Origin of the sequence: Bacillus sp. SM2101 (assembly GCF_018588585.1) — a bacterium.
GTDB lineage: Bacteria > Bacillota > Bacilli > Bacillales > SM2101 > Nanhaiella > Nanhaiella sioensis.
Genome location: NZ_JAEUFG010000012.1, coordinates 17,161 through 34,213, shown reverse-complemented (window position 1 = coordinate 34,213; position 17,053 = coordinate 17,161). Strand labels below are relative to the sequence as shown.

The 17,053-nt window shown below is 34.7% G+C and carries 16 protein-coding genes; 1 reads left to right on the top strand and 15 read right to left on the bottom strand.

Annotated elements, in window-relative coordinates:
• Positions 1-18: 18 nt before the first annotated feature.
• From JM172_RS13150 to JM172_RS13115, 8 genes are all read right to left on the bottom strand, one after another.
• Complete coding sequence (locus tag JM172_RS13150) at positions 19-945, bottom strand: YybS family protein (RefSeq protein WP_214482815.1); 927 nt, start codon at positions 943-945, stop codon at positions 19-21.
• Positions 946-1,298: 353 nt separating this feature from the next.
• Positions 1,299-1,538 carry a 30S ribosomal protein S18 gene (gene rpsR, locus JM172_RS13145; protein WP_214482814.1) on the bottom strand — a complete coding sequence of 80 codons (240 nt, stop codon included), beginning with the start codon at positions 1,536-1,538 and terminating at the stop codon, positions 1,299-1,301.
• A 69-nt stretch (positions 1,539-1,607) separates the two neighbouring features.
• A complete protein-coding gene (gene ssb / locus JM172_RS13140; RefSeq protein WP_214482813.1) occupies positions 1,608-2,108 on the bottom strand; it encodes a single-stranded DNA-binding protein in 501 nt (166 codons plus the stop codon).
• Positions 2,109-2,163: 55 nt separating this feature from the next.
• Positions 2,164-2,451: a 30S ribosomal protein S6 gene (gene rpsF, locus JM172_RS13135; protein WP_214482812.1), complete on the bottom strand. Its 288-nt coding sequence runs from the start codon at positions 2,449-2,451 to the stop codon at positions 2,164-2,166.
• 482 nt (positions 2,452-2,933) lie between these two features.
• Positions 2,934-4,034: a redox-regulated ATPase YchF gene (gene ychF, locus JM172_RS13130; RefSeq protein WP_214482811.1), complete on the bottom strand. Its 1,101-nt coding sequence runs from the start codon at positions 4,032-4,034 to the stop codon at positions 2,934-2,936.
• 81 nt (positions 4,035-4,115) lie between these two features.
• Positions 4,116-6,119 carry a molybdopterin-dependent oxidoreductase gene (locus tag JM172_RS13125; RefSeq protein WP_214482810.1) on the bottom strand — a complete coding sequence of 668 codons (2,004 nt, stop codon included), beginning with the start codon at positions 6,117-6,119 and terminating at the stop codon, positions 4,116-4,118.
• Positions 6,120-6,192: 73 nt separating this feature from the next.
• Positions 6,193-6,390 carry a DUF951 domain-containing protein gene (locus tag JM172_RS13120; RefSeq protein WP_214482809.1) on the bottom strand — a complete coding sequence of 66 codons (198 nt, stop codon included), beginning with the start codon at positions 6,388-6,390 and terminating at the stop codon, positions 6,193-6,195.
• Positions 6,391-6,819: 429 nt separating this feature from the next.
• Positions 6,820-7,839, bottom strand: coding sequence for a YkvI family membrane protein (locus tag JM172_RS13115; RefSeq protein WP_214482808.1), 1,020 nt, complete (start codon positions 7,837-7,839; stop codon positions 6,820-6,822).
• A 92-nt stretch (positions 7,840-7,931) separates the two neighbouring features.
• Here JM172_RS13115 and yyaC point away from each other — a divergent pair, with 92 nt between their 5' ends.
• Positions 7,932-8,531 (top strand): spore protease YyaC, encoded by a 600-nt coding sequence (yyaC, locus tag JM172_RS13110; protein WP_214482807.1) that lies wholly within the window; start codon positions 7,932-7,934, stop codon positions 8,529-8,531.
• Between the two features lie 239 nt (positions 8,532-8,770).
• Here yyaC and JM172_RS13105 read toward each other — a convergent pair whose 3' ends face one another.
• The 7 genes from JM172_RS13105 to mnmE all read right to left on the bottom strand — a co-directional run bounded on the left by JM172_RS13105 (position 8,771) and on the right by mnmE (position 17,004).
• Entirely contained in the window at positions 8,771-9,484 is a 714-nt protein-coding gene (locus JM172_RS13105) for a DUF554 domain-containing protein (RefSeq protein ID WP_214482806.1), read from the bottom strand.
• 83 nt (positions 9,485-9,567) lie between these two features.
• Positions 9,568-10,419 (bottom strand): ParB/RepB/Spo0J family partition protein, encoded by an 852-nt coding sequence (locus tag JM172_RS13100; RefSeq protein WP_214482805.1) that lies wholly within the window; start codon positions 10,417-10,419, stop codon positions 9,568-9,570.
• Positions 10,412-11,173: a ParA family protein gene (locus JM172_RS13095; RefSeq protein WP_214482804.1), complete on the bottom strand. Its 762-nt coding sequence runs from the start codon at positions 11,171-11,173 to the stop codon at positions 10,412-10,414. Before JM172_RS13095 ends, JM172_RS13100 begins: the two co-directional genes overlap by 8 nt.
• A gap of 434 nt (positions 11,174-11,607) precedes the next feature.
• Positions 11,608-12,453, bottom strand: coding sequence for a nucleoid occlusion protein (gene noc, locus JM172_RS13090; protein WP_214482803.1), 846 nt, complete (start codon positions 12,451-12,453; stop codon positions 11,608-11,610).
• Between the two features lie 106 nt (positions 12,454-12,559).
• Entirely contained in the window at positions 12,560-13,276 is a 717-nt protein-coding gene (gene rsmG, locus JM172_RS13085; RefSeq protein ID WP_214482802.1) for a 16S rRNA (guanine(527)-N(7))-methyltransferase RsmG, read from the bottom strand.
• A 403-nt stretch (positions 13,277-13,679) separates the two neighbouring features.
• Positions 13,680-15,569, bottom strand: a complete 1,890-nt coding sequence (gene mnmG / locus JM172_RS13080) for a tRNA uridine-5-carboxymethylaminomethyl(34) synthesis enzyme MnmG (protein ID WP_214482801.1) — start codon at positions 15,567-15,569, stop codon at positions 13,680-13,682.
• 49 nt (positions 15,570-15,618) lie between these two features.
• Complete coding sequence (mnmE, locus tag JM172_RS13075) at positions 15,619-17,004, bottom strand: tRNA uridine-5-carboxymethylaminomethyl(34) synthesis GTPase MnmE (protein WP_214482908.1); 1,386 nt, start codon at positions 17,002-17,004, stop codon at positions 15,619-15,621.
• Between the last annotated feature and the right edge of the window lie 49 nt (positions 17,005-17,053).

Sequence of the window (17,053 nt, the reverse complement as noted above, 5' to 3'; positions counted from 1 at the left end):
TTAAGATATATGCGCCCATTAGCGCTTAGTTACTATTCTTTTCCGTAGGTCGAACCCTATATCAATTATACCTAAGATTCGAATAATTGGTATAAGAAACAAGGAAATGATAAATACAAACAATTGAACAACTTTAGAATAGCCTTTATGGTGTAAGAAATAAAATAATAAAGACATACCTTGAATAATCATTAGTAATTGCAAAATAAAATCAATATTTATCATTGGAAAGAACAAACTTGATTCTTCTTCTATAACAAAAGACATAATGATCGTAATTAAATAATACCAAATGACACTTTTGGGCAGCATAAGATCTCTAAAAGGTGGCCACGGTTCAATATTTATATTAAAACGCTTAATAATCGGTATTGAAACAATTAACGAAATGAGTGCAAATAAAAACGCAGTCATAACAAAAAAGCTTGGTATTAAGTACTGAAATAAATCTACTGTTGCTTGAAATTGTTTAAGGACTTGCTCATTTACATCTTGTCCTACGCCCTCCATCATGCTTGTAGCCATCGTTATTGACTCATTCATCAATAATGTCATTTCATTTATAAAATCAATTTTGAAAAGCAACATCGATCCAACATAAATAAATGTAATATTAATTAAGTATATGACCGTTCCAATTAACAGTGTCATGTAATGACTTTTCTTTTTCTTTATTAAATACCCTGTAACAATGCCACCACTTGTAAACATTAATGCAAGCGGTACTGCCAATACTGAACCAACGGCAATTGTTAATAAAATAGCAGGTATAATTAATATTATGCCATTTCGCAAACCATTTCTAATCGTAAAAAGCATAATTGGTAGTGGAAGAAAAAATATTGATACTGATCCAAGGAATGGTATGTACATAGAAATGAACACTAATATAATAAAAATTGCTAGTAATATAGCTCCTTCTGTTAATACTTTCGTATTCTTCACAGTTCCACCTCATGTTGGCTTAATTTCTTCATTTTCTTCACTTACTATATCAATTCATCATTAGTACGTAAAGTAAAGTGCGATTGCTCAATCTCAACAATAGAGTATGAGGCCTAGTTAACCGACAAACACTGAAGGCACTTTCATATGAAGGGTTTGGAGTTGGATATAAACAACGTTCGTTTTACATAAGGCCGTTGACAGACATATGACAGATCGTCAATACCCGTATTTATACGGCGTACGTAATAATCACTATAGCTATAACAGCCTGAGGAACAAGAATTAACATAAGTATGTACCTATTTAAGAAAGGAAAAAGCAGCAAGGAACCCCCGCTGCTTTAAAAATTATTATTCACCTGTAACATAAGGTAGTAATGCCATTTGACGAGCGCGTTTAATAGCAATAGTTAATTTACGTTGATATTTAGCGCTTGTGCCTGTAACACGACGTGGTAAAATTTTACCTCTTTCTGAGACAAACTTTTTAAGTACATCAATATCTTTGTAATCGATGTGAGTGATACCGTTAGATGTGAAATAACACACCTTACGACGTTTAGCACGTCCTCCTCTGCGTCCTCCTGCCATTATTCATCCTCCTTTCTATTTCATTTATATATACACGTTCAAGAATAATCGAATAAACTACTCAGCAAATTAGAACGGCAAATCGTCATCAGAAATGTCTATAGGCTGTCCATCATTTGCAAACGGATCGTCATTTACTCGAGTAAACCCTTGATTATTATTATTACGTTGGTTCTGATTTTGTCCAAATTGCTCGTAGCCACCTTGGTTTCCTTGGTGATTATTGCCTGCAGGTCGCTGCTCATTACCTGATCGCGGCTCTAAAAATTGCACACTTTCAGCAACTATCTCAGTTACATATACGCGTTTACCGTCTTGTCCTTCGTAGTTGCGTGTTTGAACACGTCCATCTACTCCAGCTAAGCTACCCTTTTTCAAGTAGTTTGCGACGTTTTCAGCTGGTTTACGCCATACAACACAATTAATAAAATCGGCCTGTCGTTCACCTTGCTGATTTGTAAATGTTCTGTTGACAGCTAACGTAAAGGTTGCAACTGCTACTCCACTTGGAGTATATCGTAATTCTGGATCTTTCGTTAATCGTCCGACAAGAATTACACGATTCATCATCAGAACCACTCCCTTTAAAGAACCTCTATTTTACAGAGTTTCTTTCAATTTATATTTATTCTTCTTCTTTTACAACGATATGACGAATAATATCTTCACTAATTTTTGCTAGGCGATCAAATTCGTTAATCGCTTCAGCATTAGAAGCTACTTGTAAAATCATATAATAACCATCACGGAAATCATTGATTTCATAAGCTAGACGGCGTTTTCCCCATTCTTTTACTTCAGCAATCTCCGCACCTTTTTCAGTTAAAACGTTGCTAAAACGTTCAACAACTGCTTTCTTTGACTCATCGTCAATGTTTGGGCGGATGATATACATAATTTCGTATTTTCTCATCACAGTCACCTCCTTTTGGTCTGACGGCTCTCAAATGAGAGCAAGGAGCAATTGAATTAATTACTCACAATACGTGATTATAGCATATGGAGAAGAATATCGCAAGCGCCTTACAAATTTCTGATAAACATTTCGCCATTTCACATGAAGGTGCTTTTTGTCCTCCAATGAAATGGCGAAGTAACCTCGAAGAGATAGACACTCGAGCTTCTTATTGTTAAATAAAATTAACCCTTGTATATAAATTTAAGCGCATGCACCTAAAGAGTCTTACAAAACACAATTATGTGAAGCCATTACTTTTACGTCGAGTGTTTTCACATGATTGTGCTTGCCAACAAACAAACACGCACATAACTAACGTTCGTGACATCTTTTCTTCTATAAAGCAAAGACAATGGCTATCACCATCATCTAGCTTCTCAAATTAAGTTAAAGTAGTAACAAAGTTTACGAAATGAGCCTAAACGATTGATACTGTTTTACACATTAAATCGAAAGTGAATGACATCTCCATCTTGAACAATATACTCTTTTCCTTCCAAGCGAACATTACCAGCTTCCTTCGCCGTTGTCATAGAACCTGCCGTTAAAAGGTCGTCGTATGACACTGTTTCTGCTCGAATAAAGCCACGTTCAAAATCTGTATGGATGACCCCTGCACATTGCGGAGCCTTCATTCCTTTACGGAAAGTCCATGCTCTAACCTCCTGAACACCGGCTGTAAAATAAGTAGCTAGTCCAAGTAAGCTATAAGTTGCACGAATAAGTTGATCTAGGCCTGATTCTTCTATTCCGAGCTCTTCAAGAAACATTTCCTTCTCTTCCCCTTCAAGCTCAACAATCTCAGATTCAATTTTTGCGCATACTACGATGACTTCTGAATTTTCTCCTGCTGCAAATTCTCTAACTTGCGTTACATATTCATTGTTTGAAGGATCCGCGACTTCCTCTTCACTGACGTTCGCCACATATAGAATAGGTTTAATCGTTAACAAGTGTAGTCCTTTAACAATTTTCATTTGCTCTTCAGTAAACTCAACTGAACGTGCTGGCTTTTCATTTTCAAAAGTTTCCTTCAGCTTCACAAGCACCTCGTGCTCGTACATCGCTTCTTTATCTTTCTGCTTTGCCATTTTGCCAACGCGATCAATTCGTTTATCTACAGTTTCTAAATCTGCTAAAATTAGTTCTAAATTAATTGTTTCTATGTCTGCAATTGGATCCACTTGACCAGACACATGAGTAATATTTTCATCCGCAAAACAACGAACAACATGACAAATAGCATCAACTTGTCGAATATGAGACAAAAATTTATTACCTAAACCTTCACCTTTACTTGCTCCCTTAACAATACCAGCTATATCTGTAAATTCAAATGCTGTAGGTACAGTCTTTTTCGGTTGAACAAGCTCCGTTAATTTCTCCAAGCGATGATCAGGTACTTCTACTATTCCTACATTAGGATCTATTGTACAAAACGGGTAGTTTGCTGATTCAGCTCCCGCTTGAGTAATTGCATTAAAAAGCGTAGATTTACCAACATTCGGTAGACCCACAATTCCTGCAGTTAAAGCCATTGTTATTTCACTCCTCTTATATATCCGCTATCAATTCAGTCTTTCCCAATTATAGTGATTCCTAGTTAAAAAAACAAGGAGTTATATTTTTTCAATCGCTACAACACAATCAAACAAAGTGCTCCCCATCCCATTATCTGAAATACGATTTGGAGTGAGCAAATTAACACTCCCACCAAACTTACTCCACTGACCTTCATCTATATTAATTGTATTGCGATGTGCTTCTTTCAAAATTCGCACACGTCCCTCTAGTTCTCCACGTTCATTAAACACTTTAACAAGATCATCTTCTTGTAGTCTTTCTTTTTCAGCAACATCTTTTGATACCTCTACCTTAATTTCTTGCATAGAATCAATAAGATGATAGTGTTGCGAATGATTTGATCTCAACGGATGAATGGACAACAAAGTATAAGGATATTTTCCAAGGAGATCTGGATTTTTTTGTTTTGATTCAAGTGGATAATCAATTCGTAACCGGCCATCAAAACCTTTTTGGGTTGCTTGTGATGAAGTAAATTCATACTTTCCACTTGCTGTCATAAATTTCTTATCACTCCAAGGAACATGATCAATAGGTAAAGGTAAATGATCATACTTTCTTAATCTCTCAAGTGTAATACCTTTTGTAACTAAATCTCCTAACCCAATATTAATAAATTGTTCTCTATTAAATGCAAAATCATCTGCAAAACCTAAGCGTTTTGCCAACTCTGTCCATATCATTAATTCCGATTTCACTTCACCTGGAGGCTCGACTAATTTTGGACCATAATTCACGTAATGATGATACATAGACGAATAATACACGTCCTCTTCTTCAAATACGGTCGTGGTTGGTAATACATAATCAGCCATCTGAGCAGTATCAGTCATAAATTGTTCTACAACAACTATCGTGTCTACCTTTGAAAAAGCTTGTTTCACTCGATTTGTATTTGGTACTTGTGTAACTGGGTTTCCACATGTAACAAAGACCATTTTAATAGGCGGATCATTAGCTAAAAGAATCCCTTCTGCTTGTTGCATCATGGTAAATGTCCTTTTATGCTGTCTGCGATTTGGCAATGACAGTGCATTTATGTCAAAGCTTTCACCGACTTGCTTATTAGCAAAATTCACACCTCCACCAGGAATACCGATATTACCACTTATTGCAACCAAAGCATCGATCAGACGGATCGTATTCCCTCCATTTGTATATCTTTGCATTCCTAAACCTAAATAAGTCATTGTTGGCTCATTCGCATATATATGAGCTAATTTTGTCATCATATCTTTCGATACATCTGTAAGCTCTTCAAGTTCATCTAGTGTTTTTTCTTCAAGTATGTTCAGTAAATCACTATAGCCAAGCGTATGGTCATCAATAAATTGTTGATCTTGTAAATTGAGGCGCACGATCTCTTTCATAATACCTATCGCTAACAAACCGTCCATACCAGGCTTAATCGAAACATATTCATTACTTAATTTTGCAGTTGCATTTGACATTGGATCAATAACTATAATATTGGCACCTTGCTGTTTGGCTTTGGTTAAATTAGCGTATAAATGCATGTTCGTACGCGCTACATTTCTACCCCAAATCACTATATTTTTGCTATTAAATACGTCATCTGGACTATGACTGTATGAATCACCGAAATCCCAAGTTTGTGCTTCTATGCCTGCTCCCCAACAAATACTACCTGTTAGTTCAGTTACTCCTCCATAGCAATTAAAAAAACGTTTATCAAGGTTTGTTAACAAACCACTATTTGAATAATCATGGCTATGAAGTACTGCTGTCGTACCGTACGTTTTTTTAATACCAGCTAGTTTATTAGAAATTTCATTTAGCGCTTGCTCCCATGAAATTCTTTGAAACGTCCCATCCACTTTTTTTAATGGATATTTTACTCTTTCATTAGAATTCGCTCGATGTTCAAGCATCCTACCCCTTCCACAAATTTTACCTTTTGTAATTGGGTGATCTTGATCTCCTTCAACTTTTACAACCATATTATTTTCAACTGTTACTTCAAAACCACAACTATCCCAACAATTTAACGGACAAGCTGTTTTATACTTTACTCTCACCTTCGTATCACCCTTATAAGAGGTTTTTTCAAATTAGCATGATTTTTCACACTAAAGTACGGATAACTTTAAATTATTCCTCATATTTTTCAATGATTTTTTTCATTTTACGTGTGAATTCTTTTCTTGGAAGCATTACACTATGTGCACACCCTTCACATTTAATCCTAATGTCCATACCCATGCGGATAATTTTCCATCTATTCACACCACAAGGGTGTTGTTTCTTCATTTCAACGATATCATTTATTCCAAATTGTTTATTTTCCAACTTACCCTATCCTTTCATCCATCTATTTTCATCATTTAATATGGCTGTTTTCGCATTAATTGTTGTTTTTCATAATTAGAGCTAAATACGATTATATCTAGCGTTCTGGCAGCTTTTCTTGTGTACAACGATGACTAACAACATAAAACACTGTTGTATAGTACTAATCTGAAAACAATAGCAACAATGTTTACGAAAAGAGCCTTTGTAATCACTGTTTTCGTACTAATGATTGCTTTTCGTAATTAGAGCTAAATACGATTATATCTAGCGTTCGTGGCATCTTTTCTTCTGTGCAACGATGACCAACAATAAAAAACACTTTTTAGAGTGCTAATTTGAAAACAATAGCAACAATGTTTACGAAAAGAGCCTTTAATATCAAGAAACTGCTTATAGTAAAGTCGATACTACTATATTACCAAGTTTTCATTCCCATTTATACCGATTTGCAATAGGATGGATCAATATTGCTGCAAGCAAATATAAATTTATGACACCATAGATAGGGTAGAGAACAGATACTAATGTAGCAAATCCAAATGAAGTAAACGGAATCATAGTAATTAAAGTTAACAATGCAAGGAGCCAAAAAGGGAGCTTTATTTTTTTTCGAAATCTCGTTGTTAAACCGAATATGCCGGAAGCAGCAGTTGTATAGATGGCCGACCATAATAAAAATGACATAATAATCAACATGGCATATGGAAAGTATTTTAATACTCCAAATAACGGAATCTCATAAAGAATCATTTCACTAGCTATTTGTAATAATGACTGATTATAAATAAATGAAATAATTCCTAATAGTAAGCCACTCCCTATACTTGCAATCCATGCCTCTCCAACCCTTTTTATTTCTTTACCAATTGCTGAAAGAACAGCAACTAAAGGTAGAATATTTAATGCTGTAAAAGTAAATGCAGACGGCCAATTTGATTGTTCATTTAGATTAAGATTAATACTTTGTCCATTTTTATATAAAAACAGAAATAATGTTACCATCAAACTAATAATTAAAATCGGTAGAATAAAAATATTAATGGATACAATTCCTTTTAAATCCCATATAAACAAGAATACAAGCATGAAGCAAAAAATTAATATCCCTATCCAATATGGTATCTGTAATATTTCTAATGTAGCTCCTCCACCTGCAAGCATAACAACAGTAGTAGTAAATAAATATAATATTATCATCCAATCGTATGCTAAAGATAATCGTTTACCTACTAGCCTTTGCAAGACAGGTAAAAAATGTTCAGATTGCTCCTCGTAACTTATTTTCATAATAACAAAACAACTAATGATAAATATTAAAGTAAAAATGATAATAGCAAGTCCACTTTCTTGTCCAAAAAACTGCCAAATCTCTCTTCCAGAGGCGTAGCCTGCTCCAATCATTGTGCCTAATATTAAAAACATCCACTTCAATCCAGACTTTAACATACTCATGCTCCCTCTTTTCATTTAACTATTTTATGTATAGTTTTAATTTTTCCTCCGTATACTGTTACTACTATTACAAAGGAGTGAAAGCTATGAATCTTAAACCAAAATTTTTAAATATTGTTAATGAAAGTACTCGTGTGTCTTATGATGATGGTCACGCAATTAATAGCTTAGCAACAAAACTCCTTTCCTCCTTACCACAAGACATTCAGCAACCAATTGTATTCGTTTGTATTGGTACCGATCGATCAACAGGTGATTCGCTTGGACCATTAGTAGGTTCAAAACTTGAGGAAAAGAATTTGACTCATTTTCATGTATATGGAACGTTAGAGGATCCTATTCATGCTGTAAATCTAAAAGATAAGTTAATAGAAATTAATAACGCTTACCGGAATCCATTTATCATCGGTATTGATGCTTGTTTAGGGAAGTTAAATAGTGTAGGTTATATTTCAATTGGAGATGGACCTGTTAAACCAGGTGCTGGGGTAAATAAAGAATTACCTGCAGTAGGCGATATTCATATGACGGGAATTGTAAACGTGAGTGGATTTATGGAGTTTTTTGTCCTACAAAATACTAGATTACATATTGTCATGAGTATGGCTAAAACGATTGCAACTGCCATTAATGAGGCACACAACCAATATAGTTTAAAAGAATTATCATCTAGGTTCCTCCGCTAGTTCATATAAAAAAACTGCACCATATTAAATAAAAATGTACATGGTGCAGTCATCAATAACTTGTTGGCTATTTTCGCATAGATTATTATTTTTCATACTAATAATTAAACAAAATTTAGTGACATCTTTTTCTTATAATTTAGGAACTATAGCAACAAAGTTTACGAAAAGAGCCAACTTGTTATTATATTGTTGCAAGAATGGTTTTGTAGTTACAATTATCAACAAGATTCAGTTATTTACGGTAAAATTGGCCAAAAATACAATACTGTCACAAATAATGATACAACCAATAGACTTGGTAACATGTTTGCAACCCGGATTTTTGTTATCCCTAACATATTTAGACCTATAGCGATAATCATTATACCACCTGTTGCAGTGATTTCTATTATGAGTAATTCCATCAACTTTGGTGGTATCCATTTGTCGATTTGAGTAGCAAATATCGCTAATGAACCTTGATAAATAAACACTGGTATAGCAGAAAAAATTACTCCAACACCTAATGTTGTAGCCAATACAAAGCTAGTAAATCCATCAAGTATTGATTTAGTAAATAGTATATTGTGATCGTTTCTTAATCCACTATCAAGTGCACCTAAAATCGCCATAGCCCCTATAACGAATATTAATGTTGCCGTCACAAAACCTTTAGCAACTGCACCTTCATCCTTTGCCCCTATTTTATTTTCCAGCCATTTACCTAACAAATTTAATTTGTCATCTATCCCCCAAAGTTCACCTAGTATTCCTCCTAGTGCTAAACTTAAGATGACAAGGATAAATTGTTCACTTTTGAGTCCCATCTGTATTCCTAATATGAAAACGGATAAACCAATCCCTTGTAAAACAGTCGTTTTCACTCTTTCTGGAATTCTTTGCATGAACATTCCAAATAACGTACCAATAACAATTGACACACAATTAATTACAGTTCCAAGTAATACCATTTCATATCCCCTTCTGATTGCATTCAATATAATATAAAATGACTAATAAAAAAAAGCCACCGTTAATGATGGCCCATTGAAAATCATTTTGTAGGTGTATCTAGTATATCTAATATTCTTTCTAAATCTTCCTCTGAGAAAAACTCAATTTCAATTTTTCCCTTTTTCTTATTTTGTTTTATGACAACAGGCGTCCCAAACCGATCACGTAATATTGATTCTCTTTCTCTGATAAATATGTTCTTTTCTTTTTTCGGCTTAGATGTTTCACGTGGAACATCTTTATTAAGCTGTTGAACTAATTGTTCTAGTTGTCTCACATTTAATTGTTCATTTATCACTTTTTCAGCTAGTTTTTTTGTCTTTTCTTTATTTTTTAAGCCTAGCAAAGTCCTCCCGTGTCCCATCGTTAGTTTCCCTTCAGAAATAAGTACTTGGATTGATTTAGGAAGAACTAACAAGCGAAGATGGTTTGCGATATGAGGGCGACTTTTTCCTAACCGCTGTGCTAATTGCTCTTGTGTAAACTCTAATTTATCAATTAAAGTTTGGTAAGCTAATGCCTCTTCGATAGGAGTTAAATCCTCTCTCTGTAAATTTTCTAATAGAGCGAGCTCCATAATCTGCTGTTCTGATAAATCTCTAATAACAACAGGCACAGTTGATAAATCAGCCTCTTTAGCAGCTCTAAATCGACGTTCGCCTACAACAATTTCAAACCCTTTAATGCTTTTCCTAACAATTAGTGGTTGTAATATTCCGTGTTGTAGTATAGACTCTTTTAATTCGTCGATTGCTTCTGGTTGAAATGTTTTTCGAGGTTGATATGGATTTGGTCTTAACTCGTTAATTTTTACCTCTTGAACTATTTCTTCATTTCCCACATCCATACTTGCAAATAGAGCATTAATACCTTTTCCAAGACCTTTAGCCATTTGCAACCACTTCCTTTGCTAGATCTAAATAAACTTCTGCTCCTCTTGACTTTGGATCATATATGATAATTGGTTCACCATGACTAGGTGCTTCACTTAACCTTACATTACGTGGAATAATCGTCCGGTATACTTTATCTTGAAAGTACTTTTTCACTTCATCAATCACTTGAATCCCTAAATTTGTTCTAGCATCTAACATGGTTAGTAGAACCCCTTCAATAGTGAGCTCAGTATTTAAATGTTTTTGAACAAGTCTAACAGTATTAAGAAGCTGACTTAAACCTTCAAGCGCATAATATTCACATTGTACAGGTATTAACACTGCGTCAGAAGCAGTTAAAGAATTAATAGTTAATAATCCTAGCGACGGTGGACAGTCAATAATTATATAATCATATTGGTCTTTAATACGTTCTAATGCCCTTTTTAAGCGCACTTCACGTGAAATAGTAGGAACAAGCTCTATTTCAGCACCAGCAAGCTGAATGGTCGCAGGTATAGCATACAAGTTTTCAACTTTAGTTGGGATTGTGACTTCTTCTGCATCAATATCTTCAACTAATATATCATAAATACACTGATCTACTTCTGCCTTTTCAATCCCTGCTCCGCTAGTTGCATTTCCTTGTGGATCAATGTCTACTAGCAAGACCTTCTTACCTATGTATGCTAAGCAAGCACCTAAGTTAACAGAAGTTGTCGTTTTCCCAACTCCACCTTTTTGATTAGCAATTGCAATTGTTTTTCCCACGATGTCACCTACCTTTAATTGAACATCAATTTTACCACTTCACTATTTTATCATGAAAATATGCTATTTTACTGTAATTTCTCAAAAAAATAATACTCTTCCTCATATTACTATTACTTATTTGTCTATCATAATAGTTTTTCAAATATGGGTTTGTCTATGAAATAACTAACGAGAGGTAGTTTAATGTTACTATGTTGCATATAACAGGAGAAAAGGTACAGTTACACATATATTTTCCTAACATTACTAACAGCAGCCTCTAGCTAAAGTAGTTAAAAGCAACTTCAAAGCTAAAGAAAAGGATTTTTCTCATAAACTTTGTTGCATTTATTAACATAGTAGGATGAAGGTTTATCCGAGCTCAATCATTGGTAGAGATGCTATGAACTAGTAAAAAAGCGCAAAGAAATAAAACCTCATCTCATGAGGTTTTATTTCTTTGGTATTTTTATTGTAAACTGATAGTATTCGTCGAATTCTTCTTCTTCAGCATTTATTGATAATCCAGTGTCTTCAACCATAGATAACGATTGACGTATTGTATTTACGGCAATCCTCATATCTTTACTAAAAGCCTTTTTACTAGCCTTCTTTTTAACATTTGATTGTTCTAATAGTTTTACAACACGGTCTTCTGTTTGCTTAACATTAAAATGTTTCTCAATAATTTCATGTAATAACTGAATTTGTTTTCTTGGATCTTTTAATGCAATTAATGCCCTTGCGTGGCGTTCGGTAATTTTCTTTTCCATTAAAGCTTGCTGTATTTCATTTGGAAGCTTTAACAAGCGTAATTTATTCGCAACTGTTGATTGTCCCTTCCCAAGACGTTGAGCTAACGCTTCTTGAGTTAAATTATGTAATTCTAGTAATTTGGCATATGCTATCGCTTCTTCGATTGCTGATAATTCCTCACGTTGTAGATTTTCTATTAAAGCAACAGATGCTGTTTCTGTGTCATTGAAGTTTTTTATTATAGCCGGTATCGTATCCCATCCCAATTGCTGAACAGCTCTCCATCTTCGTTCTCCTGCAATGAGTTCATATTTTTGATCATCTAATATACGAACGACTATTGGTTGGATAATTCCGTGTGTTCTAATCGTTGAAGCCAATTCTGAAATTTTTTCTTCCGCAAATACAGACCGAGGCTGATATCGGTTTGGGATGATATCCGTTACGTGCAATTTTTTAATCTCTTCATTTTCTGTTGTTTCAATAATTTCTCTTTCTTCTTTTTCACTTAGTCCAAAGATTCGTGAAAAATGATGTTTCATATGATACACACCACCTTTTAGAAACTCCTCAATTAATATTCTCTATAAAAGGATAAAGTTCCTGCTATTACATTTTACTATTAAATGTTTCACGTGAAACATTCCATTATTCAATCGGTAACTTGTTTGGTGTTCCTGGCTTTCTTGGATATTTTTTTGGTGTTGACTTTTCTTTCTGAATAATAACAATATTTCGTTCACTGTTTTCAATTGGTAACAAAAAATGATGAACATCAATCAGTTTACCACCTAGAGTATTTATTGCTTTTGATCCGTTCGTTAACTCTTCTGTTACCGAAGAAGCTTTTAATGCTAAAAAAACGCCCTCTTTTTTAACTAATGGCATACATAATTCACACAATACTGACATACGCGCAACTGCTCGAGCAGTTACAACATCAAAGCTTTCTCTCATTTCTGCTTTTCTTCCAAAGGTCTCAGCGCGATCGTGATAAAAGAAAGTATGATCCAAGTGCAGCTCATTAGCAAGGTGCTGTAAAAAGCTAATTCTTTTATTTAAAGAATCAACAATCGAAATTTTTAAATGCGGAAAACAAATTTTCAAAGGAATACTAGGGAATCCTGCACCAGCACCTACATCACAAATTGACAGGTTTTTAGTAAAATCAAAATGAAACGCAGCTGTAATTGAATCAAAGAAATGCTTCAAATAGACTTCTTGTTTATCAGTTATGGCTGTTAAGTTCATTTTATTATTCCACTCAACTAATAACTGATAATACAGCTCAAATTGTTGTAATTGTTGAGAGGATAACTTTATCCCCTGTTCATTCAGCATGTGCTGAAACTGTTCAATATTCATAATCAATTCCTTTCATTGCACAGTTAGAAAGTCCTGTGTTGATGCTTCACTGACTTACAACATGTCAAACGATGTTATCATAACATATTCGCCATATACAATGAATAGCTATACTACTTGCTAAATAATTGTTTGACATGACTCTTAATCAAGGCTGTTTCCCCATTGTTTGTTGTTTATCGTATTAGGACATAAACTCGAACACAACTAGCGCTCTTGGGACATTTTCTTCTGTAACATGATAACTATCATGTAAAATTAATTCTTTTAGTATAAATTAAAATAGCAACAAAGTTTACACAAACAGCCTTTGTATAAAAACTCCCCTTTATCTCCACAGATGAAGGTAACTATTTATGATAAAGGGGCTTATATAGGATTTAATCAGGGCTGCTGGGTATTATTATTCGTTCGACACTCTAGCTACCCTTCCTTGCTCAATATATACTAATAAAATAGAAATATCGGCTGGATTAACTCCTGAAATCCTTGATGCTTGCGCAACAGACAAAGGTCTTACTTCATTTAATTTTTGTTTCGCTTCATTTGCAATCCCAGTAATCATATCATAATCAATGTTATCTGGGATTTTTTTATTCTCCATTTTCTTTAAACGTTCTACTTGTTGTAGTGATTTTTCTATATATCCTTCGTACTTAATTTGTATTTCAACTTGTTCAGTGATCTCTTCATTTAATTCTTCTTCGCCGTGAGCTAAAACTTTAATATCTGAATAACTCATTTCAGGTCTTTTTAATAAATCAGATGCTCGAATCCCATCCTTTAGTTCACTACCACCAGCATTTCGAATATGCTCCTGAACTATACTACTAGGTTTAATAATAAATGACTGCAAGCGTTTTTTCTCAAGTGCGATTGCTTCTTTCTTAGCAATAAATTGTTGATGCCTTTCTTCCTGAATAAGGCCAATCTGATACCCTATATCTGTTAAACGCAAGTCAGCATTATCATGCCGTAATAATAGACGATACTCTGCTCTTGAAGTCAATAATCTGTATGGCTCGTTTGTTCCTTTTGTTACTAAATCATCAATCAGAACACCTATATACGCATCAGAACGACTTAAGATTAATTCTTCTTTTCCTAAAGCACGATTTGCTGCATTGATCCCAGCCATGATACCTTGACCTGCCGCTTCTTCATATCCTGAAGTTCCGTTTATTTGACCTGCGGTGTATAGGTTTTGTATATTCTTCGTTTCTAATGTAGGCCATAATTGTGTAGGGACAATCGCATCATACTCAATTGCATAGCCAGCTCTCATCATTTGGACATTTTCAAGACCAGGGATTGTGGAAAGTATTTGTTGTTGCACATCCTCTGGTAAGCTAGTAGATAATCCTTGTACATATACTTCCTGTGTATTTTTTCCTTCAGGCTCTAAAAAGATTTGATGACGTGGTTTATCGTTAAAACGGACAACTTTATCTTCTATGGAAGGACAATAACGTGGTCCTGTCCCTTTTATCATACCTGAATACATTGGAGAACGATGAAGATTATCATCAATTATTTTATGTGTGTGCTCACTTGTATACGTTAACCAGCAAGGTAATTGGTCAGCCATTTCTTTTGTAGATTCATATGAAAAAGCTCGAGGAACTTCATCACCTGGCTGAATTTCAGTTTTACTATAATCAATAGAATGACTATTTACACGAGGTGGTGTCCCTGTTTTGAATCTAACTAAATCAAATCCTAGTTCTTCTAAATGTTTAGATAAATTAATGGATGGTTGTTGATTGTTTGGTCCACTAGAATATTTTAAATCACCTAAAATGATCTCTCCTCGTAAAAAGGTCCCAGTTGTTATAACAACGGTACTCGCTTTAAAAACCCCACCTGTTTGTGTGATAACACCTGTACACATACCATCTTCTATAACTAATCGTTCAACCATCCCTTGCATTAATGTTAGGTTTTGTTCGTTTTCTAACGTTTTTTTCATCTCATGTTGATATAAGAACTTATCGGCTTGAGCACGTAAAGCTCTTACTGCTGGACCTTTCCCAGTATTCAACATTCTCATTTGAATATATGTTTTATCAATATTTTTTGCCATCTCGCCGCCTAAAGCATCAATTTCACGAACGACGATGCCTTTTGCCGGACCCCCTACAGAAGGATTACAAGGCATAAAGGCAACCATATCTAAATTAATTGTAAGTAGCAAAGTTTTAGCTCCTAGCCTTGCTGAAGCTAAACTTGCTTCACAACCTGCATGGCCTGCACCAATAACAATTACGTCATAATGACCTGCTTGATACCCCATTTGAGTACCCCCTTTATTCAATATTTTTTTCTTGTTGTATCCGCCTCGATTACTTCCCTAGACAAAATTGCGAGAATAACTGATCAATGAGACTTTCATGCACTGCTTCACCGATGATTTCACCTAAAAGTTCCCAAGCTCTTGTCAAATCTATTTGAACAATATCAATCGGTACTCCACTATTAATGCTATTCACCGCATCATCGATAGCAACTTTAGCTTGTGTTAGTAGCGATATATGACGACTGTTAGATACGTAAGTCATATCTTTTGACTCTATGCCTCCCTCAAAGAATAATGAAGAAATTGCTTCTTCTAGCTGCTCAATCCCTTCCTCCTGTAATAAAGAGGTAGATACGATAGGATAATTATTTGCTAATTCTTTTACTCGAGTCATATTAATTGTTTGGGGTAAATCTGTCTTATTAATAATGACAATTACATCCATACCCTCTACGGCATGAAATAGCTGTTCATCATCAATGCTAAGCTCATCATTTGAGTTTAAAACTAATAAGATAAGATCTGCTTCCTTTAATTTTTCTCGGGAGCGTTCTACACCCATTCTTTCGACGATATCTTCGGTTTCACGTATCCCTGCAGTATCAACTAACCTCAGAGGCACTCCTCTTACATTGACGTATTCCTCAATTACATCACGGGTTGTTCCAGGAATATCCGTAACAATTGCTTTATTCTCATGAACCAAACTATTTAATAAGGAGGATTTTCCTACATTCGGTCTACCAATAATTACAGTAGATAAGCCTTCTCTTAAGATTTTTCCTTGTTGAGATGTTTGGATTAGCTTATGAAGTTCATACTGTACATTATTCGCCTTAGGCAATAATAACTGATGAGTCATTTCTTCAACATCATCATATTCAGGATAGTCAATATTCACTTCTACATGTGCCAAGGTCTCCAAAATATCTTGTCTGAGTTGATTAATTAACTTTGATAAGCGCCCCTCCATTTGGTGTAAGGCAACATTCATAGCACGATCTGTTTTGGCACGTATTAAATCAATAACTGCTTCAGCTTGTGATAGATCTATTCTCCCATTCAAAAATGCTCGTTTCGTAAATTCTCCCGGTTCAGCTAAGCGAGCTCCACCTTTAATTACGGTCTGTAATACTCTATTAACGGAAACTAAACCACCGTGGCAATTTATTTCTACTACGTCTTCACGAGTAAATGTTTTTGGCCCTTTCATTACTGAAACCATTACTTCATCTATCGTTTCATTATTTATCGGATCTACGATATGGCCGTAATGAATTGTATGAGAAGGAACCTCTATCAATTTTTTATCTGAAGGTCCTTTGAAAATGGAATCTGCAATACTTAGTGCTTCAGCACCGCTAAGCCTCACAATCGCAATTGCTCCCTCTCCCATCGGAGTAGAGATTGCCGTAATTGTATCAAAGTCCATTCTTTTATTCACCGCTCTCTTAACATAAAATAACAAGCACTATTTATTA

Excerpts from the sequence above, each read along its gene's own strand:
- rpsR (WP_214482814.1), bottom strand. The coding sequence starts at position 1,538 with ATGGCAGGAGGACGCAGAGGAGGACGTGCTAAACGTCGTAAGGTGTGT.
- ssb (WP_214482813.1), bottom strand. The coding sequence starts at position 2,108 with ATGATGAATCGTGTAATTCTTGTCGGACGATTAACGAAAGATCCAGAA.
- rpsF (WP_214482812.1), bottom strand. The coding sequence starts at position 2,451 with ATGAGAAAATACGAAATTATGTATATCATCCGCCCAAACATTGACGAT.
- ychF (WP_214482811.1), bottom strand. The coding sequence starts at position 4,034 with ATGGCTTTAACTGCAGGAATTGTGGGTCTACCGAATGTTGGTAAATCT.
- JM172_RS13115 (WP_214482808.1), bottom strand. The coding sequence starts at position 7,839 with ATGTTAAAGTCTGGATTGAAGTGGATGTTTTTAATATTAGGCACAATG.
- yyaC (WP_214482807.1), top strand. The coding sequence starts at position 7,932 with ATGAATCTTAAACCAAAATTTTTAAATATTGTTAATGAAAGTACTCGT.
- JM172_RS13105 (WP_214482806.1), bottom strand. The coding sequence starts at position 9,484 with ATGGTATTACTTGGAACTGTAATTAATTGTGTGTCAATTGTTATTGGT.
- JM172_RS13100 (WP_214482805.1), bottom strand. The coding sequence starts at position 10,419 with ATGGCTAAAGGTCTTGGAAAAGGTATTAATGCTCTATTTGCAAGTATG.
- noc (WP_214482803.1), bottom strand. The coding sequence starts at position 12,453 with ATGAAACATCATTTTTCACGAATCTTTGGACTAAGTGAAAAAGAAGAA.
- rsmG (WP_214482802.1), bottom strand. The coding sequence starts at position 13,276 with ATGAATATTGAACAGTTTCAGCACATGCTGAATGAACAGGGGATAAAG.
- mnmG (WP_214482801.1), bottom strand. The coding sequence starts at position 15,569 with ATGGGGTATCAAGCAGGTCATTATGACGTAATTGTTATTGGTGCAGGC.
- mnmE (WP_214482908.1), bottom strand. The coding sequence starts at position 17,004 with ATGGACTTTGATACAATTACGGCAATCTCTACTCCGATGGGAGAGGGA.